This is a genomic window from Flavobacterium chungangensis (assembly GCF_042654045.1).
Classification (GTDB): Bacteria; Bacteroidota; Bacteroidia; order Flavobacteriales; family Flavobacteriaceae; genus Flavobacterium; species Flavobacterium chungangensis.
The window spans coordinates 257,709-283,549 of sequence record NZ_JBHSFY010000002.1 but is presented as its reverse complement, the minus strand read 5'-3'; the positions used below and the strand labels follow the sequence as shown (position 1 = coordinate 283,549).

At 31.9% G+C, this 25,841-nt stretch carries 28 protein-coding genes and 1 other RNA gene; 11 read left to right on the top strand and 18 right to left on the bottom strand.

The genetic code is table 11. The annotated features are described in order from the left end of the window. Positions 1-81: 81 nt before the first annotated feature. Positions 82-1,491 (bottom strand): ATP-dependent DNA helicase, encoded by a 1,410-nt coding sequence (locus ACFO3N_RS04350; RefSeq protein ID WP_379795486.1) that lies wholly within the window; start codon positions 1,489-1,491, stop codon positions 82-84. A gap of 346 nt (positions 1,492-1,837) precedes the next feature. Here ACFO3N_RS04350 and ACFO3N_RS04345 point away from each other — a divergent pair, with 346 nt between their 5' ends. Next, positions 1,838-2,659 carry a DUF3822 family protein gene (locus ACFO3N_RS04345; protein ID WP_095931550.1) on the top strand — a complete coding sequence of 274 codons (822 nt, stop codon included), beginning with the start codon at positions 1,838-1,840 and terminating at the stop codon, positions 2,657-2,659. Continuing rightward, positions 2,656-3,261 (top strand): RsmD family RNA methyltransferase, encoded by a 606-nt coding sequence (locus tag ACFO3N_RS04340; RefSeq protein ID WP_379795484.1) that lies wholly within the window; start codon positions 2,656-2,658, stop codon positions 3,259-3,261. The genes ACFO3N_RS04345 and ACFO3N_RS04340 overlap by 4 nt, the downstream gene beginning before the upstream one ends. A 61-nt stretch (positions 3,262-3,322) precedes the next feature. On the opposite strand, the gene ACFO3N_RS04335 is transcribed toward ACFO3N_RS04340, so the two are convergent. From ACFO3N_RS04335 to ACFO3N_RS04325, 3 genes are all read right to left on the bottom strand, one after another. Further along, entirely contained in the window at positions 3,323-4,000 is a 678-nt protein-coding gene (locus ACFO3N_RS04335; protein WP_379795482.1) for a hypothetical protein, read from the bottom strand. Positions 4,001-4,079: 79 nt separating this feature from the next. After that, positions 4,080-6,191 (bottom strand): TonB-dependent receptor domain-containing protein, encoded by a 2,112-nt coding sequence (locus tag ACFO3N_RS04330; RefSeq protein WP_379795480.1) that lies wholly within the window; start codon positions 6,189-6,191, stop codon positions 4,080-4,082. Between the two features lie 32 nt (positions 6,192-6,223). After that, the gene (locus tag ACFO3N_RS04325) at positions 6,224-7,111 is read right to left on the bottom strand and encodes a hypothetical protein (protein ID WP_379795478.1); all 888 of its coding nucleotides are present in this window, start codon (positions 7,109-7,111) and stop codon (positions 6,224-6,226) included. Between the two features lie 136 nt (positions 7,112-7,247). On the opposite strand from ACFO3N_RS04325, the gene ACFO3N_RS04320 reads away from it, so the two are divergent. From ACFO3N_RS04320 to ACFO3N_RS04310, 3 genes are all read left to right on the top strand, one after another. Next, positions 7,248-8,606 (top strand): sensor histidine kinase, encoded by a 1,359-nt coding sequence (locus tag ACFO3N_RS04320; protein ID WP_379795476.1) that lies wholly within the window; start codon positions 7,248-7,250, stop codon positions 8,604-8,606. Positions 8,607-8,616: 10 nt separating this feature from the next. After that, positions 8,617-9,303 (top strand): response regulator transcription factor, encoded by a 687-nt coding sequence (locus ACFO3N_RS04315; RefSeq protein ID WP_379795474.1) that lies wholly within the window; start codon positions 8,617-8,619, stop codon positions 9,301-9,303. A gap of 97 nt (positions 9,304-9,400) precedes the next feature. Beyond that, positions 9,401-9,595 (top strand): hypothetical protein, encoded by a 195-nt coding sequence (locus ACFO3N_RS04310; protein ID WP_379795472.1) that lies wholly within the window; start codon positions 9,401-9,403, stop codon positions 9,593-9,595. Positions 9,596-9,656: 61 nt separating this feature from the next. On the opposite strand, the gene ACFO3N_RS04305 is transcribed toward ACFO3N_RS04310, so the two are convergent. Together ACFO3N_RS04305 and rnpB are read right to left on the bottom strand one after the other, a co-directional pair. Beyond that, entirely contained in the window at positions 9,657-10,907 is a 1,251-nt protein-coding gene (locus ACFO3N_RS04305; protein ID WP_379795470.1) for a cation:dicarboxylate symporter family transporter, read from the bottom strand. A 31-nt stretch (positions 10,908-10,938) separates the two neighbouring features. Beyond that, positions 10,939-11,266: RNase P RNA component class A (gene rnpB, locus ACFO3N_RS04300), an RNA gene on the bottom strand. Between the two features lie 124 nt (positions 11,267-11,390). On the opposite strand from rnpB, the gene ACFO3N_RS04295 reads away from it, so the two are divergent. Then, on the top strand, positions 11,391-11,684 hold the full coding sequence (locus tag ACFO3N_RS04295) for an SH3 domain-containing protein (RefSeq protein WP_008467915.1): 294 nt from the start codon (positions 11,391-11,393) through the stop codon (positions 11,682-11,684). Positions 11,685-11,850: 166 nt separating this feature from the next. Here ACFO3N_RS04295 and ACFO3N_RS04290 read toward each other — a convergent pair whose 3' ends face one another. Then, complete coding sequence (locus ACFO3N_RS04290; RefSeq protein ID WP_379795467.1) at positions 11,851-12,222, bottom strand: LysM peptidoglycan-binding domain-containing protein; 372 nt, start codon at positions 12,220-12,222, stop codon at positions 11,851-11,853. A 7-nt stretch (positions 12,223-12,229) separates the two neighbouring features. Further along, on the bottom strand, positions 12,230-12,706 hold the full coding sequence (locus ACFO3N_RS04285) for a BON domain-containing protein (RefSeq protein WP_379795465.1): 477 nt from the start codon (positions 12,704-12,706) through the stop codon (positions 12,230-12,232). 184 nt (positions 12,707-12,890) lie between these two features. Here ACFO3N_RS04285 and ACFO3N_RS04280 point away from each other — a divergent pair, with 184 nt between their 5' ends. Then, the gene (locus ACFO3N_RS04280) at positions 12,891-13,172 is read left to right on the top strand and encodes a hypothetical protein (protein ID WP_379795463.1); all 282 of its coding nucleotides are present in this window, start codon (positions 12,891-12,893) and stop codon (positions 13,170-13,172) included. A 62-nt stretch (positions 13,173-13,234) separates the two neighbouring features. Here ACFO3N_RS04280 and ACFO3N_RS04275 read toward each other — a convergent pair whose 3' ends face one another. From ACFO3N_RS04275 to ACFO3N_RS04260, 4 genes are all read right to left on the bottom strand, one after another. Further along, a complete protein-coding gene (locus tag ACFO3N_RS04275) occupies positions 13,235-14,437 on the bottom strand; it encodes a DUF1963 domain-containing protein (protein ID WP_379795461.1) in 1,203 nt (400 codons plus the stop codon). A 193-nt stretch (positions 14,438-14,630) separates the two neighbouring features. Further along, positions 14,631-15,002 (bottom strand): LysM peptidoglycan-binding domain-containing protein, encoded by a 372-nt coding sequence (locus tag ACFO3N_RS04270; protein WP_379795459.1) that lies wholly within the window; start codon positions 15,000-15,002, stop codon positions 14,631-14,633. A gap of 8 nt (positions 15,003-15,010) precedes the next feature. Then, the gene (locus ACFO3N_RS04265; RefSeq protein ID WP_379795457.1) at positions 15,011-15,487 is read right to left on the bottom strand and encodes a BON domain-containing protein; all 477 of its coding nucleotides are present in this window, start codon (positions 15,485-15,487) and stop codon (positions 15,011-15,013) included. A 232-nt stretch (positions 15,488-15,719) separates the two neighbouring features. Next, positions 15,720-16,514 (bottom strand): hypothetical protein, encoded by a 795-nt coding sequence (locus ACFO3N_RS04260; RefSeq protein ID WP_379795455.1) that lies wholly within the window; start codon positions 16,512-16,514, stop codon positions 15,720-15,722. Positions 16,515-16,655: 141 nt separating this feature from the next. Here ACFO3N_RS04260 and ACFO3N_RS04255 point away from each other — a divergent pair, with 141 nt between their 5' ends. The 3 genes from ACFO3N_RS04255 to ACFO3N_RS04245 all read left to right on the top strand — a co-directional run bounded on the left by ACFO3N_RS04255 (position 16,656) and on the right by ACFO3N_RS04245 (position 19,145). Next, on the top strand, positions 16,656-17,315 hold the full coding sequence (locus ACFO3N_RS04255; RefSeq protein ID WP_379795454.1) for a hypothetical protein: 660 nt from the start codon (positions 16,656-16,658) through the stop codon (positions 17,313-17,315). A 61-nt stretch (positions 17,316-17,376) separates the two neighbouring features. Next, positions 17,377-18,462 (top strand): DNA polymerase III subunit gamma/tau, encoded by a 1,086-nt coding sequence (gene dnaX, locus ACFO3N_RS04250; protein ID WP_248727475.1) that lies wholly within the window; start codon positions 17,377-17,379, stop codon positions 18,460-18,462. Then, the gene (locus tag ACFO3N_RS04245) at positions 18,399-19,145 is read left to right on the top strand and encodes a DNA polymerase III subunit gamma/tau (RefSeq protein WP_379795452.1); all 747 of its coding nucleotides are present in this window, start codon (positions 18,399-18,401) and stop codon (positions 19,143-19,145) included. Before dnaX ends, ACFO3N_RS04245 begins: the two co-directional genes overlap by 64 nt. A gap of 86 nt (positions 19,146-19,231) precedes the next feature. Here the strand turns inward: ACFO3N_RS04245 and ACFO3N_RS04240 are convergent, their stop codons facing one another. From ACFO3N_RS04240 to ACFO3N_RS04215, 6 genes are all read right to left on the bottom strand, one after another. Next, positions 19,232-19,810: an NAD(P)H-dependent oxidoreductase gene (locus ACFO3N_RS04240; RefSeq protein ID WP_379795450.1), complete on the bottom strand. Its 579-nt coding sequence runs from the start codon at positions 19,808-19,810 to the stop codon at positions 19,232-19,234. A gap of 205 nt (positions 19,811-20,015) precedes the next feature. Continuing rightward, positions 20,016-20,576 (bottom strand): Crp/Fnr family transcriptional regulator, encoded by a 561-nt coding sequence (locus tag ACFO3N_RS04235; protein ID WP_379795449.1) that lies wholly within the window; start codon positions 20,574-20,576, stop codon positions 20,016-20,018. Positions 20,577-20,579: 3 nt separating this feature from the next. Continuing rightward, entirely contained in the window at positions 20,580-21,161 is a 582-nt protein-coding gene (locus tag ACFO3N_RS04230; protein WP_379795448.1) for a TMEM175 family protein, read from the bottom strand. 13 nt (positions 21,162-21,174) lie between these two features. Further along, positions 21,175-22,065: a Ppx/GppA phosphatase family protein gene (locus ACFO3N_RS04225; protein WP_379795446.1), complete on the bottom strand. Its 891-nt coding sequence runs from the start codon at positions 22,063-22,065 to the stop codon at positions 21,175-21,177. A 34-nt stretch (positions 22,066-22,099) separates the two neighbouring features. After that, positions 22,100-24,178: a polyphosphate kinase 1 gene (ppk1, locus tag ACFO3N_RS04220; protein ID WP_250836703.1), complete on the bottom strand. Its 2,079-nt coding sequence runs from the start codon at positions 24,176-24,178 to the stop codon at positions 22,100-22,102. Between the two features lie 5 nt (positions 24,179-24,183). After that, positions 24,184-24,669 carry a SixA phosphatase family protein gene (locus ACFO3N_RS04215; protein WP_379795444.1) on the bottom strand — a complete coding sequence of 162 codons (486 nt, stop codon included), beginning with the start codon at positions 24,667-24,669 and terminating at the stop codon, positions 24,184-24,186. 496 nt (positions 24,670-25,165) lie between these two features. On the opposite strand from ACFO3N_RS04215, the gene ACFO3N_RS04210 reads away from it, so the two are divergent. Next, positions 25,166-25,798, top strand: a complete 633-nt coding sequence (locus tag ACFO3N_RS04210) for a hypothetical protein (protein ID WP_379795442.1) — start codon at positions 25,166-25,168, stop codon at positions 25,796-25,798. Positions 25,799-25,841 lie beyond the last annotated feature (43 nt).

Below are 25,841 nucleotides of genomic sequence, written 5' to 3'. Positions count from 1 at the left end.
CCGCTCAATCTGCAAAATCTGCGGGAGAAATTTAAACGCATTCAAAAAATCTTTTTAATCCTTTTAATCTGTGGCAAACAATTACTCTTCAAAGCTCTCGTCTTTAAATCCTATCAAATATAACTTATTTTTAGCACGAGTCATCGCCGTATAAAGCCATCTAATGTAATCTGTATCAATTCCGTTTGGAAGAAATGGCTGTTCGATAAAAACAGTATTCCACTGTCCACCTTGCGATTTATGGCAGGTTATCGCGTAGGAGAATTTAACCTGTAATCCGTTGAAATATTCGTTTTCTTTTACCTTTTGAAATCTTTTATATTTGGTTGGCTCATCTTCATAATCTTTCATCACTTCTTCGTACAAACGATTCGATTCTTCATAGGTTAATGAAGGCGATTCGCTAGTTAAGGTATCTAGAATTAAAACTGTTTCAAAAGGTTTTTGTTCCGGATAATCGACCATTCTTATTTTTACTTTCGCAAACTTAAATCCGTACAATTCTTTGATTCCGAAAAGTTCTAAAACTTCAATAATATCTCCGTTGGCAATAAATCCAGCTTCGTCTGTTTCTTTCAGCCAGAAATAATTGTTTTTTACCACCATCAAAAAATCTCCAACCGAAAGTTCGCTTTCTTTAAATAAAATTCGGCTTCTAATTTGCTCATTGTATTGATTGGCACGTTTGTTAGAACGAACAATAAAAGCAGTATCCTCAATGCTATAATTGCTGTAGGCGGTATTAATCGCATCTTGAATATCGTAACCGTCTGTTAGTCGAACAATGTCTTTAAACTTCTTTACATTAAATTTAAATTCGGTTATGAAACTTTCTTTCAACAATTCGCGTAATTCTGTTGCGTTGTATAAAATTCCTGAACTTTCTTCCTGACGCATTACTTCGTCCAATTCGATATGTTCAATTTCTTTGTCATAATGAATGCCCAAAGTCTGAATATCTAGTGCTGGACTAATATCTAAATTTACTGGAGGCAACTGGGCAGTATCTCCCAAAAGAATCATTTTGCAATTGCTTCCAGAATAAACGTAATTGATCAAATCGTCTAGAAGCGAACCGCTGTCTAATGTACTGTCTGAGATCATCGAAGCCTCATCGACGATAAAAATGGTGTTTTTATGTTTGTTGACTTGCTTGGTAAAGGCTACTCCACCTCCAGAAGATTTCTTCGGGAAATATATTTTTTTATGAATCGTAAAGGCTGGATTATTCGAATAATTGGCGATTACTTTTGCCGCGCGTCCTGTTGGTGCTAACAAAACATATTTTTTATTAATCTCGCTAAGATTATTAACGATAGTAGAAATAACGGTAGTTTTTCCCGTTCCCGCATATCCTTTCAAAACGAAAATCGTGTCGTTTTGGGGTTCGGTTAGAAAGATTGCAATTTTCTGAAAAAAAATATCCTGTTTGTATGTTGGAGCAAAAGGAAATCGCTTTTGTAAAGTACCGTAAAACTGTGCAGAATTCATAAAGTAGTATTGAAATACAAAGGTCGACTTTTTTAATGGCAATGGCAAAATTCAATTGCAATGGCAAAATTCAATATCATTAGTAATTTCAATGGCAAAGTCAAATTAAATATGAAAATTAAAATACTATCTAAAACCTAAATTTAATTACAACCTTAAATAATTGACAATAAACAGAATGATAATATTTTGCTAACTTTCTTGTAATATTAAATTTTGAAATTGCATATTAATTAAGTCTTTTTCATTGATATTGAAATTGACATTGTTATTTTTTTTATTTGTAAGTTTGTGGTCGCTTAAATTCTTTCTTGATTTAAAACAGGTAACGAATTGTAAATCAACTATGTCATTACAAAATACTAACATTACTTCAAAAAATTACAGAAAACTTTCTATTCAGGTTTCACTGACTGGATTTTCATATTGCTGTTTTGATACTTTAAATAATATCATCACTTCTTTTAAGGAAATAAAGTTTGATACTACCAGCAAAACATCGCGAATTGAAGATTTATTCAATGATGCTTTCAAAAGCAATCCTGAATTAAAAAATACTTACGATGAAGTAATGGTTATTCACAATAATAATCTTTCGACTTTTGTTCCGACTGCTTTGTTTGATGAGAATTATTTAGGAAGTTATCTGCAATACACTACAAAAGTGTTTGATACCGACTTTTTTACTTTTGATCAAATTCCTAATTATCAGATGAACTCGGTTTATATTCCGTTTGTGAATATCAACAATTTCTTAATCGATAATGTGGGGTCTTTTGATTATAAACACGCTAACAGTATTTTGGTCGAAAAACTTCTGGATAACTCAAGAAATAACGACGATAAGAAAATGATCGTCAATTTTAATCCAGAAAATTTTGAAATTATTGTAGTGCAAAATCAAAAACTTTTACTGTTTAATTCATTCGAATATAATACTCCAGAAGATTTCATCTACTATATTTTATTTACAGCAGAACAAATGAGCATGAATCCGGAAAGTTTCAAATTAGAATTATTAGGAACTATTTCAGAAAATGATCCGTTTTATGCTATCGCTTACAAATATGTACGCCACATTTCTTTTATGGATGTTTCAAAACTGAAAGAAAGAAACAGCTTTACAACCGCTCAAAATCAAAAACATTATATCTTATTTCAATCATGAGAATCATTTCAGGAAAATACAAAGGACGCCGAATTTTTCCGCCAAAAAATCTACCTGTAAGACCAACGACTGATATGAGTAAAGAAGCATTGTTTAATGTTTTGAATAATCATTTTAGTTTTGACAGTCTAAAGGTTTTAGATCTTTTTTCGGGAACTGGCAATATAAGTTATGAATTTGCTTCGCGCGGAAGTGCTCCCATTACCTCTGTTGATGGCGATTTTGGATGCGTAAAATTTATCAAACAAGTTTCATCAGAATATGATTTTGATATTGCTGCAACCAAAAGCGATGTCTTTAAATTCTTAGAAAATTCTAAAACTACTTACGATATAATTTTTGCAGATCCACCTTACGGATTAGATCAAGCGACTTTTGAAAAGATTGTTTTGACAGTTTTTGAAAGAGGTTTGCTTGAAGATGACGGAATGATGATTATTGAGCATTCAAAATATACAAAACTTGAGCACATGAGTAATTTCTCGTTTCAGAAAAGTTACGGCGGTTCTTTCTTCAGTTTTTTTGAACTAAATTCAACCGATGAGGATGAAGAATTACCACATGATGCTTCTAAAAAAGAATCTGAAGAAGATGAAGGATAAATTTACTTTATTTAAATATAAAAACCCTTGTAATAAATTTTACAAGGGTTTTCTTTTATGACTATTTATTTCCTTTCCTAATACCAAAATAATATGTTAGACCTGCCCCAACTCCTACAGTAGTATAATCAACATTGTTATACGGAAGTCTGTTTAACGTCTTACCAAAATTTATATTGCTTATATCTATGCTTATTGCTATAGAATTTGTTTCTGACACTGGAATCTCCATTCCTACAGAAAGACCAAAGGAATGTTGCCAATCAGCAATCTTTCGGCTTTCATAAAAATTATTTGAAGCATTATTATGATCAATAAATGCATAATTTCCAGTTGCTATTATTCTAGACATATTAACTTTTGGAGTTATGTAGTATATACATGACAGCTCATCTTCATCATCCTCACGACACCAAAAACATATTTTAGGGCCTAAAGAAAAATTTAAACCATAAGCAGACCCAGTATTAATTTCTGTGGTATTAGTATCAAAATCATATTGTTTTTGATCTTTTATTCCCATAAGAGAATAACTTATTGCTATTTCTGGTTTAAATATTGGATGAAATTCGAACTCTGCTCCTCCACCCAGATTTACTATGACGCCCTTTTTGAAATCACTACTAACACTGTAACCAGTAACATTTCCAAAACCTCTAATTGCTTGCGCATTTACAAAAGAAAATGATAACATCATAAGGATTAAAAAAATCCCACCTTTTAAATTATAAAACTTCATTTCTTAATTTTTTTTATTGTTCAATTTTAAAAACCAAACATTCAAAAACCATTCCTAAAACAAAGAATTATCTTACATTTTATCTAATTCTGTTTTCACTTTCATTTACGCTCTTTTGTTTGTATTCGGAATCTCTGATTTTTCCAAAAGAATAACGAACTGCAATAGAAATCTCATTGGCATCGACTAAATATTTAAACCTGGAATGGACATTATTCACCGTAAAAGTATCGGTATAACTTGTCGCTTTAAAAATATCATTGTAATTCAAGGTACAGCTCCAGTTTTTACCAAATGTTTTTGCTAAAGACATATCGACCACAAAATTAGCTTTACGCTCAAAAATCCCATCATTTTGTTTGGTCGTTCCCCAGAAAGAAAAAACGAAACTAAAATCTTTTGGCAATTTGAATGTATTGTTTGAGTAATAATACAGATAAGGTTTTGAAGGATGCAAAAGCGCTGTATCGTCTTCAACCTTGCTTTTTACAAAAATTAGAGAGTTGGTGGTTGTCCAAAATTTATACGTAAACGGAAGCGTGAAATCTATCGTAAAACCCGTTTCTCTTTTAAAATTAATGTCGGTAATCATTAATACATTGGTTTCCTCATTAAAAACAAAACTCGGATTGGTTACGTCTTTGGTCTGATAATAACTCAATTTTAACGTTTTGTCGTGATACTGAAATGAGCTTGAAAGTTCATCTACAAATGCCGGCCCTAAATTTATACTGCTCCCATATAAAAAATACGGATTTATATACGTGGCAATTTGGCTTAAAGCTGAATAATTAGGCCTCACGATACTTTTTGAGTAATTTACATTGATACTTTTTGTGCTGTCAATAGGAATTGTAAGATCGGCCTTGGGAAACAAATTGGTGTAGTTTTTATCTATAGAAGGCGAAACTTGCGTTTTAAACTTGGAATACACATTGGTGTTTTCTGTTCTTAATCCGAATGAAAAATCGATTTTTTTTAGCTTTCCCGAGAACTGAACATAAGCGGCAAGGTTTTCTTCTTTAAAATCATAATCAGAAACTTCGCTTTTACCCTCTTCAAAATCAAAAATGTCAGCGTTTGATTTTGATTTAGCCTTTAAATACAATCCGCCATATTCCAGGCTCATTTCATTTTTGAACTTTTTTTCCAAATCGATCCTTCCAGAAAAAACATCCACATTAAATTTTTGATCTCGGTTTTGCGACAATTTAAAATCGGTTTCATTAAAATTATTTTGCACCAAACTCAACAAATGCTGATTGTAGTTGGAACCCTGAAAACCAATAAACAACTTAGTATCAATAGCTTTTATTTTCTTCGAATAATTGATAAATGAATTCAAGAAATTTTTAGCACTCGAATTATCGCTAAAAGTGAAGACATTATTTATCTGATTCTGATTTTGATTAAAAGTAAATGTGTTGATATCGAAAGTATCATTTCGCATTTTACCATTTATATTAACCGACAAATAATCATCTTCATTTATTTTATAAAACACACCTCCTCCAAAAACATATTCCTTTACATGCGAATTTGCTGTCACATCATAATTGGAGACTATCGAAGCCTTCGGAATTTCATATTCCAAACTATGATTTTCCCACGGATTTCGCAGATTGTAATTAAAATTGGCTTTCCATTCTAATTTATCTTTTTTAAAGCTAGAATTAAAACCCAAATAATTATTGTAATTTCTTTTAAAAGAGGCCACTTCAGAAATTTCGGTTTTAAAACTATCTTTTTTACTTACTTTTCTAGTAATCAAAATTACAGCGCGACCTTCGGCTTCATATTTAGAAGACGGATTTTTAATAATTTCTACTGTTTTAATATCGGCAACAGATAAAGCATTTAAATCGCTTATGGTTCCTTTTTGACCATCGATATAAATTAACGGATTTCCTTTTCCGACAATCGAAATACTTTCGCGATCACTCCCTATTTGAACCGATGGCAGTTTTGAAAGCAAATCAATCGGATTTGGAATTGTACTGTAAACCGAATTAGCAACGTCAATCTTTACATTTCCGTTTGCATTGGTAAACATTTTTTTCTCCTTACTGATTACCACTTCATTTAATTCATTTGAAATCGAATCCTTTTGTGTTTCATTCTGAGCGTTTGCCATAAATGAAAGACAAAAAAGTAAAAGGGTAATAAGCAGTTTTAGTGGCAGATAATTCATTCTTGAATAGGGTTTAGATTAGATATTTTTCGTTAATTAAGAATCCATTTTATAAGATCTTCCCTTTCTATCAAAGTCCAAGAATGCGGTTTTTTATTTCCCTTCGCATCAAATCCTCTGTTTGAAGTCTTTATAAATTCTACTTTTTCTGCTCCTAAATTCAATAATGAATCATATGTTTTTTCTAAATGAAAGGCATTCAACTCTTCGTAAGTTCTTTTTTTGTTCGTCCAATACCATTCTAAATCTGGTTCGCAGTACAATCGAATTTTAATATCTTTTAAGTATTCTATATTTACTTTTGAATCGCTTGAAACCAAATAAGGAGACATTTTTTTATAGGTTTCGATATTAGCTTTTGGATTTCCGAGATCATCGTTGAAGAGCTGTATTAAATATTTTCCTTCTTCAACCGCTTCTTCACTAACATTCTTTTTCACATCCTCTTGTGCGCCATTGTACAGTCTTTCTAAATCTAAAGGAGAATCGACCACAACTAAACCTTTGGGCTGTATGGCATTTTTGGTCTGAATAAGATAATTAGAAAGCAAAAGCGCCAGATTGCCACCGCTCGAAAAACCACCAATAAAAATATTCTCTTTTGCTATTTTATTGCGATCAAAAATTGAATTTAGTGCTAACGAATATTCTTTTTTTTCTGATTCTGACAAATACAATTTCATGTTATAATTCAGCAACAAGGTAGTTATACCTTCCTGTTTTAAGTTTTTAAGAAATCGGGCTTCCTTTTTAGTGTTTTCGATATTGCATGGAAAGCACGGAAATAAAATTAAAACGGCCTTTTGTTTTGGAGCAATATTCAATTCATAATACTTTTCTTTAATCATTCCGTTTGCGTGACCATTCATAAAAAAAAGGAAAGCAATTAAAGCTCCTGAAAATCTTTTCGTTTGTATCATTTTATAAAATTTGGTTTTATGTCGCTGCAAAAATGCTTTGAAAACCCAGTTCTGAAAGTTAATCGTAGGTTAATGCAAGGTTAATCTCCTATTTGTTGGCTAAAAACTGTATTTTTGAAGCGTCATTTCAACCAATATGAAGCAAAGAATCAATTTATTAATCGGATTTTCTGTCGTAGCGCTATTTGTGCTTATGACCGTTCAATGCTATTTAGTAAAGACTGCTTACGAATATAAAGTAGCTCAGTTTCATACGCAGATTAAAAACGAAATTGCTCAAATTACCAATAATTACAGCGATATCGATTCGGCTTTGGTTTCTAAAAAAGAAGTGCTTTACAAAAGCCTTTCAGAAAAATACATGAAAGGAAAAAAAAGTAAATTGGACATTAAAAATGGGGTTTTGAATACGCAATCTCAAAACATCATAACTCAAAAAATCAAGCGAAGATTCGAGAAAGATTTACCCGATTTTAAAATTGATTTTGCCATTGTGCTAAACAAATTTATTCTTTATAAAAACGAACAGGAAGCCGATACAATTTTCTCTGAAAAACCTTTTATCCAGAATAAATTGTATGGAAATCTGGCTTCTTTAAATCATGCCTTTTTAGTAAGAAGTTATGTTGGAACAACAAACGGCACTTTTGAAAATGAGGAATATAAATTATTGACAGAAGATTCGATGTACGTTTCTGTTATAGACTGGGAAATGATTATTCTAAGAAGAATGACGTTTATTCTCATTCTATCTCTTTTATCAATTCTGACTTTAATTACGCTTTTTGTTATAGCTTTAAAAGCTTTAATCAAACAGAAAAAAGTCAGTGATGTAAAAACCGATTTCATCAATAATATTACGCACGAACTAAAAACTCCATTGGCCACTTTGGGGATTTCGACAAAGATTTTAGCGCAGAAAAACATTCGTGACAACGATGAAAATTTCAATTCGATTGTAAATACCATTTCGCGCCAGAATAACCGTCTCCAGAATCTGATTGATCAGGTTATGGCAAATTCTTTGGCTGAAAATGAAATTGAACTGCAAAAAGAAAAAATAGAAGCCGAAGATTTTCTGCTTTCTATCGCAAATGATTTTAAAATTACATTTCCTAAAATCAATCTTAAAACCGATTTTCAGACTGAGAAAACTATTTTGGTTTTGGATAAATTTCATTTAACAACTGCTTTCTTAAATGTTCTCGAAAATGCTGTAAAATATGGATCAAATACAATCACAGTAAAAACAAAAATTGTCGAAAAACAGTTTTCAATCAGTTTTGAAGATGACGGAATTGGAATTGCCAAAAACAAGCAAGCGTTTCTTTTTGATAAGTTTTACCGAGTAGAACAAGGAAACCTGCACAACACAAAAGGTTTAGGTTTAGGATTGTATTATGTTGACCAAATCGTAAAAGCGCATCAGGGCTCTGTAAACGTTAATAGCGATTTAGGAAAAGGAACTCAGTTTACTATTTTATTAAAAGTTTAATCCCTTTATTTTGAAAAGATTACTATTAGCCGAAGACGATTTTGACTTTGCGGCGATTTTAAAACAATATCTAGAATTGCATCAATTTGAAGTAATCTGGGCCGAAAACGGCGAAATAGCTTTGGACTTTTTTAAAAACCAAACTTTTGATATTTGTGTTTTTGATGTAATGATGCCCAAAATGGACGGATTTTCATTGGCTGAAAAAATAATTACCATTAATCCCGAAATTCCATTTATTTTTCTAACCGCAAGAAAGCTAAAAGAAGACAAAATCATTGGTCTAAAACTTGGCGCAGATGATTATATCGTAAAGCCGTTTGAAGTTGACGAATTGGTGCTGCGTTTGCAGAATATTCTAAAAAGAATCGAACAAAAGAGAAGTCTGGACGGAAATAACATAATCGAAATTGGTTCGTATATTTTTGATAATGAACGTCTGACACTTAACAATAAAAATCATGTGCAGCAGCTTACAGAAATGGAAGCTTCTCTTATCGAATACTTATATTTAAACCACAATCAGTTATTAAAAAGAGATCAGATTTTAATGTCGGTCTGGAAAAAAGACGATTATTTCTCCGGACGAAGCATGGATGTTTTTATCAGCAGACTTAGGAAATATTTTAATTCAGATCCGAAAATCAAGATTGAAAGCGTTCGAAATATTGGATTAGAATTTAAAATAGAAAAATAGCATCCTGTAAATCATATAATTTTATATAAGCAATTGTATAACAGCGATTAACTTATTGAAAATTAACTTTGTTAGAGAACTTTTAAATCTAACAATCATGAACCTAAAAAGATTTTTCGGTGGGTTGCTTACAATCCTCGGAATTGTAGGACTTATTTATACGGCAGTTATTTTTGCCGGCACATCTGGAGAAACCAGAGATATAAAATCGCTTATTATTTACGGAATATTAGGAATTGTCTTTTTCATGTCGGGCATTAGTGTGGTGCGAACAACGAAGGACGAATCGTAATTTTAAGTGACAAAGTAACATAGTGCCAAAGATGCAAAGTTCTGATTACTTTGTTACTTTGTCACTCTGTTACTTTGTAACTCAAATCTAACTCTGTAAAATCTCTTTCTGTTTTCGAGATTATTATTGTTGCGACTGTATTTCCTATTAAATTGGTAATCGCTCTGGCTTCGCTCATAAATTTATCCACTCCCAATAAAAAGGCTAAACCTTCAACAGGAATTTTATGCAAAGCTGTTAATGTCGATGCTAAAACAATAAATCCGCTTCCAGTTACGCCTGCTGCACCTTTAGAAGTAATCATTAAAATTCCAATAACCGTCATGATTTCAAAAAAGGTTAAATGCACATCATACAGCTGTGCAATAAAAAGCACCGACATCGAAAGGTAAATTGAAGTTCCATCCAAATTAAAAGAATAACCCGTTGGAATTACCAAACCTACAACCGATTTACTGCAACCCATACGTTCCAGTTTCACCATAATACTTGGCAAAGCAGCTTCAGAAGACGAAGTTCCTAAAACCAATAAAAGTTCTTCTTTGATATATTTTAAAATCGACAAAATATTTATTTTATAATATCTCAAGATGCTTCCTAAAACTAAAAAAACAAAAAGTGCCATAGTCAAATACACACAAAGCATCAGTTTTCCTAACGGAATCAAAGTAGCAAGACCAAATTTCCCAATTGTATAGGCCATTCCGCCAAAAGCACCAATTGGAGCTAGATACATTACATATTTCAAACCGAAGAAAACCACTTTTGAGAATCTTTCGAGAACTAAAATAGTCTGTTCTCTTTTCTGATAAAAATTCAATGCAATTCCGCATATAATAGCAGCCAATAAAACCTGTAAAGTAAAATTGGATAAGAAAAACTGCAACCACGAAAAATGTTCGGAAGCTCCTTTTGTATACTGACTTGCATCGCCAAATGTCAGTCCCGATTTATCAATTTTTCCTGGTTTAAATATATAAGCAACCGCGACACCAATTGCCAATGCAACGGTCGAAACCACTTCAAAATAAGTTAAAGCTTTTACGCCAATTCTTCCCACTTTTTTTAGATTTCCCATTCCCGAAATCCCTAAAACGATTGTCAAGAAAATAATGGGACCAATAAAAAGAGAAATTAGCTGAATAAACTTTTTGCCCAAAAATTCCATCTTCACACCATTTTCTGGAGAAAAATGTCCGAGTAAAATACCCGAAATAATAGCAATTAAAACCCAAAAAGTAAGATTGGTTACAATCGTTCTAAAAAGGCTTCTTTTAGATTTTGAAGAAGAATTTGGAGTGGCAATATTCATGAAAACAAGTTAGATAGTTTCACAAATATATAAAAAATGCAGACCTGTAAGCCGGATTCTGTTCTTGTCTCATTTTGCAACGATACAATACCTTATCATTTATCTAGATCCAGCATTACTACTGGACTCAATCTACCTACCCTTCGGCAACGAACGAGAAGCCCTTAAATGCCGATATACTTGGTATTTCACCGCATAGAGTTTACCTGGTTTCACTACAGCATTACCTGTACATACTTTCTGCTGCACTTGTCCTAATCCCTTTCGGAACCGACGGGCGTTACCCGCTATGCTTCTCTATGGTGTCCGGACTTTCCTCCCTCCCGATGAATCGGGACGACGATAAGGCGGTCTGCGGTGCAAAAGTAGGGATTTAAGCACTAACAATAACGATTTTAAATTTCAGATTTTATGAATTTTATCATAACATTTTAATTTTAAAATAGTTATCTTTAAAAATCTATAATTTAAATTCAGTTTATCATGAAAAGAATGTATCATTACGCAACTGTTTCAAAGGCTTTAGATCAATTGAATGAAAAAGGATTTACGTGCGATTTTAATCGAAATGCAGATGCGATTAAAAAGAATCCTGAGAAATTTGAAATTGTTCATGTGTATCGATACGAGGGTGAGTCAGACCCAGCGGATGAGGCAGTTGTATACGGAATTAAATCGACTTCGGGTAAAAAAGGAGTCTATGTTGCTGGCTTTTCGGCAGATTCAGATCAGGAAACAGCAAAATTTTTATTTGATTTAAGTATTAGGGGAAGGTAGTTTTTAGACGAAAATATCTTTCAAATCAAGTAAAAATAAACTGAAAACAAAAAACATTCAATAATCTATGTCATTCTTAGAAGCTAAATTCCTTTAATTTCTAAGAATGACATAAAAATAAAAATCTTTGTTGCTTTGCAACTTTGAACCTTTGCAGCTAAAAAAATTATGCTATTGGTATTTTCAATTTCCAACCTGGTTTAATCAAATCAGGATTTGAAATAATATCTTTATTCGCTTCAAAAATATCGTTCCATGATATACCGTAAGCTGCAGCAATTTTAGATAACGAATCTCCTCCCTTTACAATATATTCTTTTGTTGCACCTTCTGTAACAGCAATATTCATTACAACATCTGCCGATCTGTATTCAGGATCAATTTTTTCGTACGCATTCCAAAGTTTTTCTTTATCAGCCGCCGATTTCGCTGTACCATCAACATAAAGCACATTATCCTGTTCTCTTACTTGTAAATTAGCAATTCCAATTTCAGTTGCTAAATTTATCACTTCTCTGTATTTATCTTGTAAACTCATATCTTCCCTATTTAATAGTTAATTTATTGTCTACTTTTTTAGGATGCAACTCCTGAATACTTTGCATTAAAGGCTGCAATCTATTTTTTGCAATTTCTCCCGAAAGCGTAACAACGCCACCAACAACAGTTGCACTCACTCCATCGTAAGCATCGACTACTTTACTGACAGCTTTATCCAAATCGGTATCCGAATTAATAATAACAGTCGCCGCCGCAGGTTCTTGATTGGCTCTGGCGAGTTCGCAGGTATTGACAACAGATTTTACACCTTTGGTTGCTCTTACGCTTTTTTCAATATTTTTCTTGAACATTTCGTCGTCACAAATACCTGTAATTGTAGCCACACCTTCATGTACGGCAACTTGGATATCTGGATCATTTATTTTTTCATTAACTGCTTTTTCAATATCAGCATCGTTAGGTTTACAGGATACCAAAGCAACAGTAAGGCACATTCCTAATAAAATGGATCTCATTTTCATAATATTCTCTTTTAGTAATTTACATTTCTAAAATTAAAGAGATTAATTATCAAATGATTATAGGATATTGTGATTAGATTTATATGTTTTCCAGTAAAAATTCATATTTCAAATACGGATTACCATAAAATGATTTAAAGAGACAAACTTAACTTTCGAAACAATAATTTTAAATTTTTATAAAATGGCAAATTTTAAGCGAAGTGATTTAACACTTATTTATTCCTGGACTGCATCTGTTGAAAATGACAATGCAAAAATTACGGGAGAACCCGACAGTACACTACTTAGTAGACATGAGGGCTATGAAGTACTCCCATTCCTTAATCGTTACATGACAGCTAAAGGCTGGACAACATTATCAACTTTTAACAAACTGGAAAGATCTTTACGTAATGACTTACCAAGTGATGTAAGAAGTCACGCAAATGTAAAAAAATGGCTGAACAATAATTTCGAGTCATAAAAAGAAAAGTCGCTCAATGAGCGACTTTTTTTAATTATACATATAATCTGAATCATGGAAAATTAAGAACAATCCCAATAACTTTCAATACTCTTTTCTCCACAATTTGTACATATATAGTAATAGATATTCCCCCCATCCCCAATCATTATACCATGATCAGACCAATTAACTGGGTTACTATAATCAAATATATTTCTATTTTCTCTGTCATCACTTGAAAGCTGAAATAAAAATTCTTTAATTCTACCACATTTACATTTAGGGTAATATGACTCTTGAATAAAATTTGGATATCCTCCAATTTTTGTATCTGGTTTGGTGATATACTTTTCTATTTGCAGATTGCCTAGTTTAAATTTAAAATTATCATCTAGTTTTGCTAAATCTTCTTCTTTGTAATCATCATAATATGGATAATCAAACACTTTCAAGGGTTTTAAATAACAATCAGGAACTTCTTTCTCAATATCTTTTAAGTTAATACCAGTCTTCTTAAATATCTTATTTTGTACACATTCGACTTCTGAATAGTAGTGAAACATTTTATGATCAGAACGGGAATTTGTATACGAACTTCTACACTTGTTGCTAGGACAACGAAAAAGCTGAAAAATATTAGTATTTGAAGGAAAATAAAATTCAGGAAAATCTCTTTTGTAAATTTGAAAAACAAAATTTAAAGAACTTTTGCATACATTACATTTTGGATATGCTGTAAAAGATTCCATATTTGGATAACCTCCAAACTTACTTTCTTTCCAACTTATCTCATGTCCCGATTTTCGTGGCTGTAATAGCGTTGTACTCTTTTTGTATTTTTCCAGTATAGATACAGTGTCTTCTATAAAGAATGTGTCTTGATCTGATTTATTTTTGGATTCTATAATTTCATCTATGTCCTGAGAATCTTTATAATATTCCGATTGAGAAAAATTTAACCATTTAGGTCTAAATTTTGTACAATAATCTGCGCCAAAAAGAAACATAGCGAGCGCAGGAAAAATTAGAATTATGCTAACATATATTCTCCTCTCTCTTCTGACATTTCTAGTATGAGCTTCGTAGATATTAGTCTGATTGTTCAAAATTATAATTAATAATACTCCAATCATTAAGGCCAAAACTCCAAGAATTATCCAATAATAAGTTTCAGTTATTCCTATACCTCGATTTATTAAAAAATCATAAAGCCAATATACTATCAATGTAATCGAAACAAACCTAATTGTTTCTGTAATTCTAATTATCTGCTTCCCTTCCATTAATGCTCAAAATTTAAAGGAATCAAAAATAGTAAACTTTTTACTACAAAATAAAATATTTACAGTTTAAAAATTAAAAAGATAACCAACTTTAAATAATTGTAATCACATAAAATGAGAATAGATTTTGCGATTAAATCACAACAAAAAAGTCCATCACTTAGATGGACTTTTGCAACACACATAAGTAAAATTATGCTGTTGGTATTTTTAATTTCCAGCCCGGCTGTATGATGTCTGGATTTTTAATAATGTCTTTATTGGCTTCGTAAATAGTCTGCCATGAAACACCATGCGCTTTTCCTATTTTTGATAAAGAATCGCCACTTACAACAGTATATTCTGTCGAAGCTCCTTCAGAAACTTCAATATTCATTACTACATCAGCCGATCTAAAATCAGGATCTATTTTTCCGTAAGCAGCCCAAAGTTTTTCTTTATCATCTGCAGATTTTGCTGTTCCGTCAACATACAGCACATTATCTTGTTCTCTTACTTGCAAATCAGCTACTCCTAAATTAGAAGCTAAATCTGTTAACTCTTTGTATTTATCTTTTAAACTCATAACATCAATTATTTAATAGTTAATTTGTTTTCTACTTTTTTAGGCTTCAATTCCTGAACACTTTTAATCAAATTTTGCAATTGACTTCTTTTGATATCACCAGTAAGTGTAACCACGCCATCTTTAACTGTTGCCGTTACACCGCTGTACGTTTTTACTACCTCATTTACCGAAGTGGTTAAAACTGCATCGGGATTAATTTCTACAGGAGCCGCAACTACAGGTTCTGGAGCAGCAATCTCACAATTGTTCACGACCGATTTAACACCTTTTATTCCTTTTACAATACTTTCTGCATTTTGTTTGAAAGCATCATCTTTACAAGTACCCGAAATAGTTGCAACACCTTTCTCTACAGTTACTGAAACTCCAGGTAAATCGCTTAATTTTGCAGTAATTTCCTTTTGAATATCTGCATCTTTAGGTCCACAAGCCACTAATAAAAAAGCAAAACTCATTCCTAATAACATCGATTTAATTTTCATAATGATATCTTTTTTAAATTAATTAATCTTCTAAGTTAACGAATAAATCAATCGGATATTACAAAATAATCTTACATTTTTAAATATTATTGATTTCTTAAAATTAGCTCATAAAAAAAGTTTTGAATCTTACAATTCAAAACTTCTATGATTTCACAAAACACAAATAACTATTTATCAATCAATTACCAATAACAAAGATAAACCTCTAAATAGTTACTTTGCCCAAGCTTTACATTTTACCGTATTGCTGTTGTTCAGAAAAATAGATAATAATTGTTTTTCCGTTCTTTTTATATGGGTAAAACAATTCATAATTTCCTTTACGAGAACTATATCGCAATTCCTCACTATTTTTAGTAAAAACCTCATTCAGGTAAGCTCTTTCTTCTTTAGTCGTCTTATAAATATAATTTACCTTTTTTGGCTGTATGCTATCATTTGAGTCTAAACTTTCATTATAATAGGGATTAAAACCAAGAAAAACAGGCGAATCTTTAATAGAATCTTTTACAATTAAGGTTACACTCGGAAAGTTTTTATCTGTTTCAGACAAAACTCTTAAAATACCAGTGGTTTCCTTGATATATGCTTTAGAAAAAGTATAATTCAGAAGTTTATCACTATTTGACTTATTTGATTCTATGATTGATTTTGCAGAATCAATTAGCATTTTTTCTTTTTTAGAAGAAGTTAGATAATTACCTCCAAAAAGAATAATTAAAATTAGTGGAAAAATTAAAAGCAAAGTCAAAACCTTACGTCTAGTCGATTTGACATTTACTTCGTCTTCAGTTTTTCTTTCGGCAATTCTTGTCAAATTAAACATGAGATTCACTATAAGAGATCCTGCCATAAGAGCAAGAATTCCGAGAATGCTTAAATAAAAACTTTCGGTCATATTTTCTCTAAATACTTTTAACCCGAAAACTTCAATTACGATAAAAGTAAAAACCCAATACAATAATAAAAGTATAGACGTAATCCCGATAATATTGCTTAATCTGACAATTTGTTTTGCGTTCATGAATTATAAAAATTAAATTTTTTGGAAATAAAGCTATTTTAGTTTCGGATTAAAAATAGTACATTTTTTATTACAAAAATTCAATTTAGAGACGAAAAAATAAGCACAAAAAAGATTATTATTGTATTCAAAACTAACTTTATGAAATTAAACCCTATTCTGATTTTTTCATTTATTTTGATTTGGAATAATTGTTTCGCGTGCGATTGCAAACCTCCCGAAAAAGAAACATTGGTAGAAGATGGATTAAGAAAATCGGAGATTGTTTTCTATGGAGAAGTTATAAAAGTTGATACTGTTCTACAAACGTATACTTTCAGAATAATAGAGTTGTTTAAAGGAAAAAGTAAGTCCCAATACATTAACGGAAAAAACTTTTCTAGCTGTTCTTTATTCCCGCAAACAAAACAACTTTGGATTGTATATGCGGAATATCAAAATGATAAAATGATCGATATCGGTCTCTGCTCGCCAAGTAGAGGATTTATGCCTTATGAAAGTAATTATCCGCCACCACTACCTAAAAACATATATTCAAACACTGGTGACAAACAAATACAATCCTTATTTGAACAAGTTTATGAACTACAATATGAAAAGAATAATTTGACAGATTGGATTTATCAATTAGAAAAGTTGCGCGCTTATAAAAATGCTCAAAAAGAAATTTCTGATAAAGAAAAAACAGAAACAAAATTGGAAACTTACAGTCAATATATTATCATTTCTTTGATTGTCAACATCGTATTATTTCTGAGTTTACTCTTTGTTATTTTGAAGAAAAAGAATTTCGCCAAATAACTAAAATCGGTTTTAAACAACGAAACAAAAGTCATATATTTGCTATCGAATAAAAAAGAATATGGAACAATTTGTAGTATCGGCACGTAAATATCGCCCGCAGACCTTTAAGGATGTTGTGGGGCAAAAAGCCATTACCAACACTTTGTTGAATGCTATAGAAACCAATCACTTAGCTTCTGCTCTTTTATTTACAGGACCACGTGGAGTTGGTAAAACTACTTGTGCGCGTATCTTGGCTCGAAAAATAAATCAGCCTGGATATGATGATCCTACTGAAGATTTTGCATTTAATGTTTTTGAGCTAGATGCTGCTTCAAACAACTCGGTTGATGATATTCGTAACCTTATCGATCAGGTTCGAATCCCACCTCAGACTGGACAATACAAAGTATATATCATTGACGAGGTCCATATGTTGTCTTCGGCCGCTTTTAATGCTTTCCTTAAAACATTAGAAGAACCGCCAAAACATGCTATTTTTATTTTAGCAACAACAGAAAAACATAAAATTCTTCCAACGATTTTATCTCGTTGTCAGATTTTTGATTTTAAAAGAATTACAGTAAAAGATGCTAAAGAACATTTGGCAGATGTTGCTGAAAGTCAAGGAATCGTTTTTGAAGATGATGCACTCCATATTATTGCTCAAAAAGCAGATGGTGCAATGCGTGATGCTTTGTCTATTTTTGACCGTGTAGTTTCTTATTGCGGAACAAATTTAACACGTCAGGCTGTAACTGAAAACCTAAACGTTTTAGATTACGAAACTTATATTTCGATTACCGATTTACTTTTAGAAAATGAAATTCCGAAGCTTTTATTGGCTTACAACGATATTCTTGCAAAAGGTTTTGACGGACATCATTTTATTGCTGGTTTGGCTTCGCATTTTAGAGATTTATTGGTAAGCAAAACACCTTCTACTATTGCTTTATTAGAAGTTGGAGAACAAGCGCAGCAAATGTATGCCACTCAATCGCAGAAATGTTCTCAAGAATTTTTATTAAAAGGAATTGACATTGCAAATGATTGCGATTTAAAATACAAATTAAGTCAGAATCAACGACTTTTAGTTGAATTATGCTTGATGCAATTGGCCTCTATCAACTTCGATGGAGAAAAAAAAAAGCTGAGCAATTCATAATTCCGCCCGTTTACTTTAAAAACGGAGGCTATTCTATAGTTGAAGTTTCAAGTGTAAAACCCCAAACTCCAAGTTCGGAAGAAAAAAATAATGTCAATGCTAATTCAAATAGCAATGATAATCCTGTTGCTGTAAATATTTCAAATACAGCTCAAACTCCTGTTGAAACTCCAAAAGTTCAAACTCCAGAAGTTCCAAAAGCAGACACAAGCGGCGCTCCTAAAGTTTCTGCTTTTTCTCTTGCTAGTATCCGCAAGAAAAAAGAATTGGAAGCTAGCACAAAATCGTATGTTAAACCATCTTCTGTTTTGCCAACTGAAGAGTTTAACGAAACCGATATGCGTCTTCATTGGAACAAATATGCGGAACGCTTAGGTCAAAAAGGGCTTAAAATCATGGAATCGATTCTATTGATTAGTGATCCTGTTTTGAACGGTACAACAATTTCTTATGAATTGCCAAACGAAGGTTCAAAACTAGAATTTGAAAGTCAAATGAACGCTTTATTAGGGCATTTAAAAGGTCATTTACACAATCACGATATTACTATTGAAGTAATTGTAAATGAACAGGCTGAAATGAAACGAACTTACAACAACCAGGATCGTTATAATCGTTTCTTAGAAATCAATCCAAACATCGAGCTTTTGCGTTCAACATTTGGATTAGATTTGAAGGATTAATTTTTTTTAATAGCCACAAATTCACGAATTTTTCTTTTTAAATTCTATTTTTTTTCTATTTCATGTTATTAAAATAATTACTCAAATTATTTATTTTTGAACCCTAAATTGTAAACTTTATCTAGCCACTTTTTTCTTTGTTCATCATTCGAGCCTTTTACAATTCCGATGTAGCTTACTTTAACTGGTTTTACGCCGCAGAATTCTAAAGTAGATTTTTTTAGTTGATTAACACTTGGACTTCCAAAAAAGAAACGATAATACCAGCTTGGCTGATCTAGGGTTGTAATGATGTGAGCTGTTTTGCCTTTTAATAATTTATCCCACCAAACTGAATTTTCACGGTATTGAAAAGCCATTCCAGGCAAAAATAATCGATCGATAAACCCTTTCGTTATCGCTGGAAGTCCGCCCCACCAAACGGGATGAATCCAAACTAGATGATCTGCTCTTTTTATTTTCTCCCAAGATTCTAATAAATCTGGTTCTAAATCGGTTCGTTTTTGATAACCGAATTTAAGATTTGGGTTGAAGTTTAAATTGGCAATTGTGATGGTTTCTACTTGGGCACCAGAAGCAATTGCGCCTTTTTGATAGGATTCGGCAATTCCGAAATTGAAGCTTTCGTCATTTGGGTGTCCGTTTATTATTAGTATTTTTTTCATCTGAAAATGTTTTATCAAAAATACTATTAGTATACTTTCTTTTACTAGACAAATGTCCCATTCTTTTTTTTTCACGCAGATTTTGCAGATAAAGGAGATTTTGAAGACTGTCAAGATTTGCGCAGATTTTAATATCAGAATAAATAGAATTAAAAAAAAATCTGCTTAAATCATTTTAAATCTGCGTGAAACAAAAATTCAAAGTTTATAAAATAGCTTTACGAATTCGACTTAAATGTCTTGGCGTAATTCCTAGATAAGAAGCTAAATATTGCAACGGAATTAACTGAATATACTTTTGATGATTCTGGCGAAGTTCTTCGTAACGCTGTGCTCCAGATAATTTCTGAAAAGAAATCATTCTTTTATGCAGGCTTACAAATTCTAATTCGGTTAATTTCCTGCCTGTTTCCTGCCAATTGAGTCCTGATTGATAGAGTTTTTCTAAAGCTTTTCGGTCTAGAATTTGCAATTCTGTATCGGTTAAAGCTTGAATATTTTCTTCTGCTTTTTCTTCGGTAATAAAACTGGCAAAAGAAGCCATAAATTCATTTTCGAAAGCAAAACAATTGGTAATTTCGTCTCCTTTATGATTGACAAAAAAGGAACGGAGAATTCCTTTTTCTATAAAAACTATTTCGTTGCAAACCTGATTTTCAGTCAATAGAAGTTCTCCTTTTTTCAATGTTCGAAATGTAATTAAATCGTCTAAAAGACTTAATTCGTCAGCAGAGAAATCTTGAATGGACTGAAAAACAGATTTCATAAATTATTCATTTGAAGCAAAAATATTCTCGATTCTTTTGTCTGGAATAAGCCATAACATTGCCACTGTAAAGTAAGCGGCTCCAGAAATCCACTGATTGTAAAATGCAGTAACAATTCCGATTACATATAAAACTAAAGAGATTTTTCCTTTATAATCTTTTTTAAGCACCTTTCTTAAAGCAGAATCTTTTCCTTCGCTGCACATAATGGTGTATTGCAAAATAATGTAGGAGATTGCAGAAAGAAGCAGCACAACGCCATACATTGTCATTGCAGCCTTTTCAAAATTATGTTCTCCCATCCAAGCGGTAGAAACAGGGATTAAAGAAAGCCAAAACAAAAAATGCAGATTGCTCCATAAAATTTTCCCGTTTACCCTTAATAATCCATGAAGCAAATAGTGGTGATTATTCCAGTATATTCCAACATAAATAAAGCTCAAGATATAACTTAAAAACTTCGGTATAAGCGGTTTTAAATCTGCAAATTGATGTCCTTCTGGCGCTTTAATTTCCAAAATCATAATCGTAATAATGATTGCCAAAACGCCATCACTAAAAGCTTCTAGTCTGCCTTTATTCATTAAAAAAATAGTGTTAAATTTTACCGTAGTACATTGCTTTTACGATACCGTCAGAAAGTCCGATTTTAGGAACATAAATCTGGCGCGCACCACTCCATTTCATCGCATTCAGATAGATACGAGTGGCATGGATAATTACGTCGGCACGGTCAGAATTTAAGCCTAATTCGGCAATTCTCTGTTCGTAAGTCAACGAATTTAAAAATGCATACTGCGAGTTAACATAAATGTACGAAAGCGGTTTTTCTTGCTGTTTTCCAGACATTTTAAACAACTTATTGATGTTTCCTCCAGAACCTATCAGCGTAACCTCTTCATAATCGGCTGTATTGGTTTTAATCCATTTTTCGATTTCATCCCAAACCACATCGTGAACCATATTGTTCAATAAACGAACGGTTCCTGCTTTGAAAGACCTAGAGGTAATCATTTTTCCGTCAGAGAATAAGGTAAACTCGGTACTTCCACCTCCAACGTCAACAAAAAGATACGTTTCATCTGATTTAATTAAATGATGCAAATCTGTAGAAGCAATAATTGCGGCTTCTTTTTTACCGTCGATGATCTCGATTTTAATATCGGCTTTTTTCTTAATTAAAGCCACCACTTCTTTGGCATTATAGGCTTCGCGCATTGCAGAAGTTGCAAATGCCATATAACGTTCTACTTTATGTACTTTCATCAAAAGGTTGAATGCTTTCATGGCATCAACCATTCGATCTATATTTTCTGGTGAAATTTCTCCAACTGTAAAGGCATCTTGTCCTAAACGAATTGGTACACGAACAAGGGAACTTTTGTTAAACTGCGGTTCTTTGCCTTCTTGTTCCACAACGTTAGCAATCAAAAGCCTCATGGCATTCGAACCGATATCTATCGCTGCAAACTTCCTAATATTAATCATGCTCACTTTATGATTTGAAAATTGGTATTTATTATTAATTTACTTTTTGAGGAACCTCTTCTAATATTGCTACTTTATTCTGATAATATTTATAGGTTTCAAATTGTGCTCTAAATGGGGCATGATGATTTTTCGGCTTATATTTATTATCTAATTTATATGAATGATATCTTACTTTTACGTTTCCTTTCCACGCAATATTAAAGTTATCGATCAATTCTTTCTTAATTTCAAGGTCATAAATTGGACAAGTTACCTCTACTCTTCCGTCAAGATTTCTAGTCATAAAATCGGCAGACGAAATGTATACTTCAGTTAAACCTGCATTTCCAAAAATATAAACTCTCGAATGCTCTAAGTAATTGTCTACAATACTTATTGCTTCTATATTTTCGCTCATCCCTGGAATTCCTGGAATTAAAGAGCAAATTCCTCTTACTTGAAGCTGGATTTTTACTCCTGCATTACTTGCTTCGTATAGTTTATCGATCATTTTAAAATCAGATAAACTATTCATTTTTAATTTGATATGTGTTTTTCTACCAGCAAGCGCATGCAGAATTTCACGATCGATCAGTTTTATAAATTTAGTTCTTGTATAATGAGGAGAAACAATTAAATGCTTGTATCTGTGAACTCTATAATTGATATCGAAAAACTCAAATATTTTTGAGGTATCTTTTAGTATTCCTTGATGGCAAGTTAAAAGCGTTACGTCGGTATAAATTTTGGCTGTAGATTCATTGAAGTTTCCAGTTGAAATAAATCCGTAACGGCGGTTTTTACCTTCTTCTAATCTTTCGATTACACAAATTTTACTGTGAACTTTTAATCCTTTAATACCAAAAATAAGTTCAATGCCTTCTGTCTGCATTTGTTCTGCATAAGAGATATTCGAAGCTTCATCAAAACGTGCCTGAAGTTCGATTTGCACTACTACTCTTTTACCATTTTTAGCCGCATTTATTAGAGAACTAATTACTTGCGAATTTTTAGCTAAACGATACAAGGTTATTTTGATGCTTGTAACTTTTGGGTCTAAAGCAGCTTCACGTAAAAATTTGGTCAAATAAGAAAATGACTGATAAGGTGCATGAACTAAATAGTCTTTTTTACTGATTTTTTCTAAAATACTACCTTCTAAACTTAAACCTGGAACAGGCATAGGCTCATTTGGTTTGTATAATAAATCGTATCTGCCAAGGTTTGGAAAACTCATGTAATCGCGACGATTATGGTATCTTCCTCCAGGAATTATACTATCTGTTTCTACAATTTTCATTTTATCTAAGAAAAATTGAAGTGTGTCTTCTTCAATTAAATTATCGTAAATAAAACGAACAGGCTCTCCAATACGACGGTCTTTTACAGAAGAAGCGATTTTTTCGAGCATACTTTTACTCAAATCACTATCTATATCTAATTGTGCGTCGCGGGTAATTTTGATCATGTGCGCAGAAACGCTCTTATAATCAAATATGTTAAAGATGTTTTTCAGTTTGAAACGAATAACATCATCAATTAAAATAACATATTGTTTTTCATCATCAGAAGGAAGGACAACAAACCTGTTTATGGTTTTTGGAATTTCTATTAAAGCATAGCGAACCTCATCATTTGCCAATTCTAAACGAACAGCCAAATAGCCTAAAGTGTCTTTAAGAATTGGGAAAACGGCTAGATCATTTAAAATAATGGTTACTAACTCTGGACTTAATTTTTGGTTATAAAAGTCTTTTAAGAAACACTCTTGTTTTGGTGTAATCTGTGTTTCGTTTATAATAAAAATATTCTCAGACTCAAGCTCTGCTTCAATATTGCCTAGAATACGTAAACTTTCAGATTGTTGCTGAATTACGATTTCGGTAATATCTTTAATCAATTGATGCGCAGAAATACCGCCTAAATATTTTTCGCCAGAAATACCTGAAAGGCTTAATCGCCGAATGGCTGCATATCGAACTCTAAAAAATTCGTCTAAATTGTTTGAAAAAATTCCAACAAAACGCAGTCTGTCTAAAAGTGGCACCGTATTATCTGCAGCTTCTTGAAGTACTCTTGCATTAAACGCTAACCAGCTTTTTTCTCTATCGATATATTTCTGTTCGTACACTGTTATTATTTTAAATCTTTGGGGAAAATAGTTTTATGTGTTTTGCCCTTATGGATCGTATCCCAGCTTTCGGCATCAAATTGCAATGATACAAAGCCCGAAGTTGGAACATTTTCTATAAAAACATCCCCAAATTTATTAACAAAATTTGTAATAGCCTCGTTATGTCCGAAAAGAATAACGCTTTCAAAACTATTATCACACGATTTAATAACTTTTTCGAGTTGTTTTTCATCGAAAGTGTATAGATCGTCTCTAAAAATTATACTTTCTAAAGGATAAGATATGTTTTGCGCAAAAATTAAAGCAGTTTCTGAGGCTCTCGCAGCTGTACTGCTCCACATTATATATGTTTTAGGAAGATACTCTGAAATATTTAATGAAACATCATGCGCGTCTAAGATTCCTCTTTTCATTAAAGGGCGATCAAAATCTTTCAGCGGTGCTTCCCAACTAGATTTGGCATGACGAATTAAAATAAGATTTTTCATAAACAGCAGAATTTAAAAACCTGAATTGCAGGCTATTTTTAATTAAGTTCTAATTTACAAAAGAAATTTTAAACCTTCTCCTTTTTTTATTTCTGTTAACATTATAACTAAATTTTAACAAGAATAAACAATTCGCAATATGTTAACAATTGCCAAATCATAGAAATCCAAAAATTACATTTTATGTACTTCATCTATAAAATTAGTATTTAGTCGATAATGTGACAGTTCGCAATATTTTAACTAAATATTTGATTATTAGTTATTTATAATATTTCAAACAAACCAATTCTCGCTAATAAAGCAAAAAAATGTACGAAAAAATTTCACTTTTTAGAGTTAAAAAAAAATGTTTTTGAGTCAATTTTTGATAAAAAAACAACACTTCAACGAGTTTTTAGGTTAGTTATAGATAAAAAAATAATATTAGAAAAACTCTAATATAACTTTGATTCTGTTAAAATTTCATAAATACTTTAAAACTAAATCTTAAGTTATGAAAACAAAATCTACTCTTGAAAAAGCAGTAAAATTTGTAAGCAATTGTAAGTTTATTTTTTTCTCGAAGAAAAATATCTTTAGCAAAAACATTTTTAATCTGCTTTGCTTATTAATTACTTCAGTTGCGTTTTCGCAATCTGGTTCGTGTAATTCTGAGATAACTATTGACGGAGAGAATTATCAAAAGTACAATGGTTTTGAAGTTTCGTTTTTACTGCAGGTTAAAAATACTGGAAGTAATACGGATACTTATCAACTGTCTGCTGAGAACTTTTCAAATTTTGCAGAAAACCCAGATGGCAGTACTACAAAAAGCAATGTTTTAATGAATAATAGGCTGGAGAATAAAAATTATGCTCCGCTGAATAAAACACTCACCCTTGCACCTGGAGAAGTTGCAGAATTTTATGTCAAACTAAATTTAGCTGATCTCTCTTCGCTTGATCAATGGAACGGCACTGCGGTCACAGCAACTTCTACTACATGTCCTGACAGTAAAAGTCAAACTGTTGTGCATACTTATATTCCACCAAAAAAGACAAAGGGAATTGGCTTTACTGCGCCAGTATTAGATTTAAAAAACAATACAACTCCCAAAACATTTAGTGCTTTTTACTACTCTATGTAGGTGCGAATCGTTTTCAGTTAGTTAAAATATTACATCAATATTA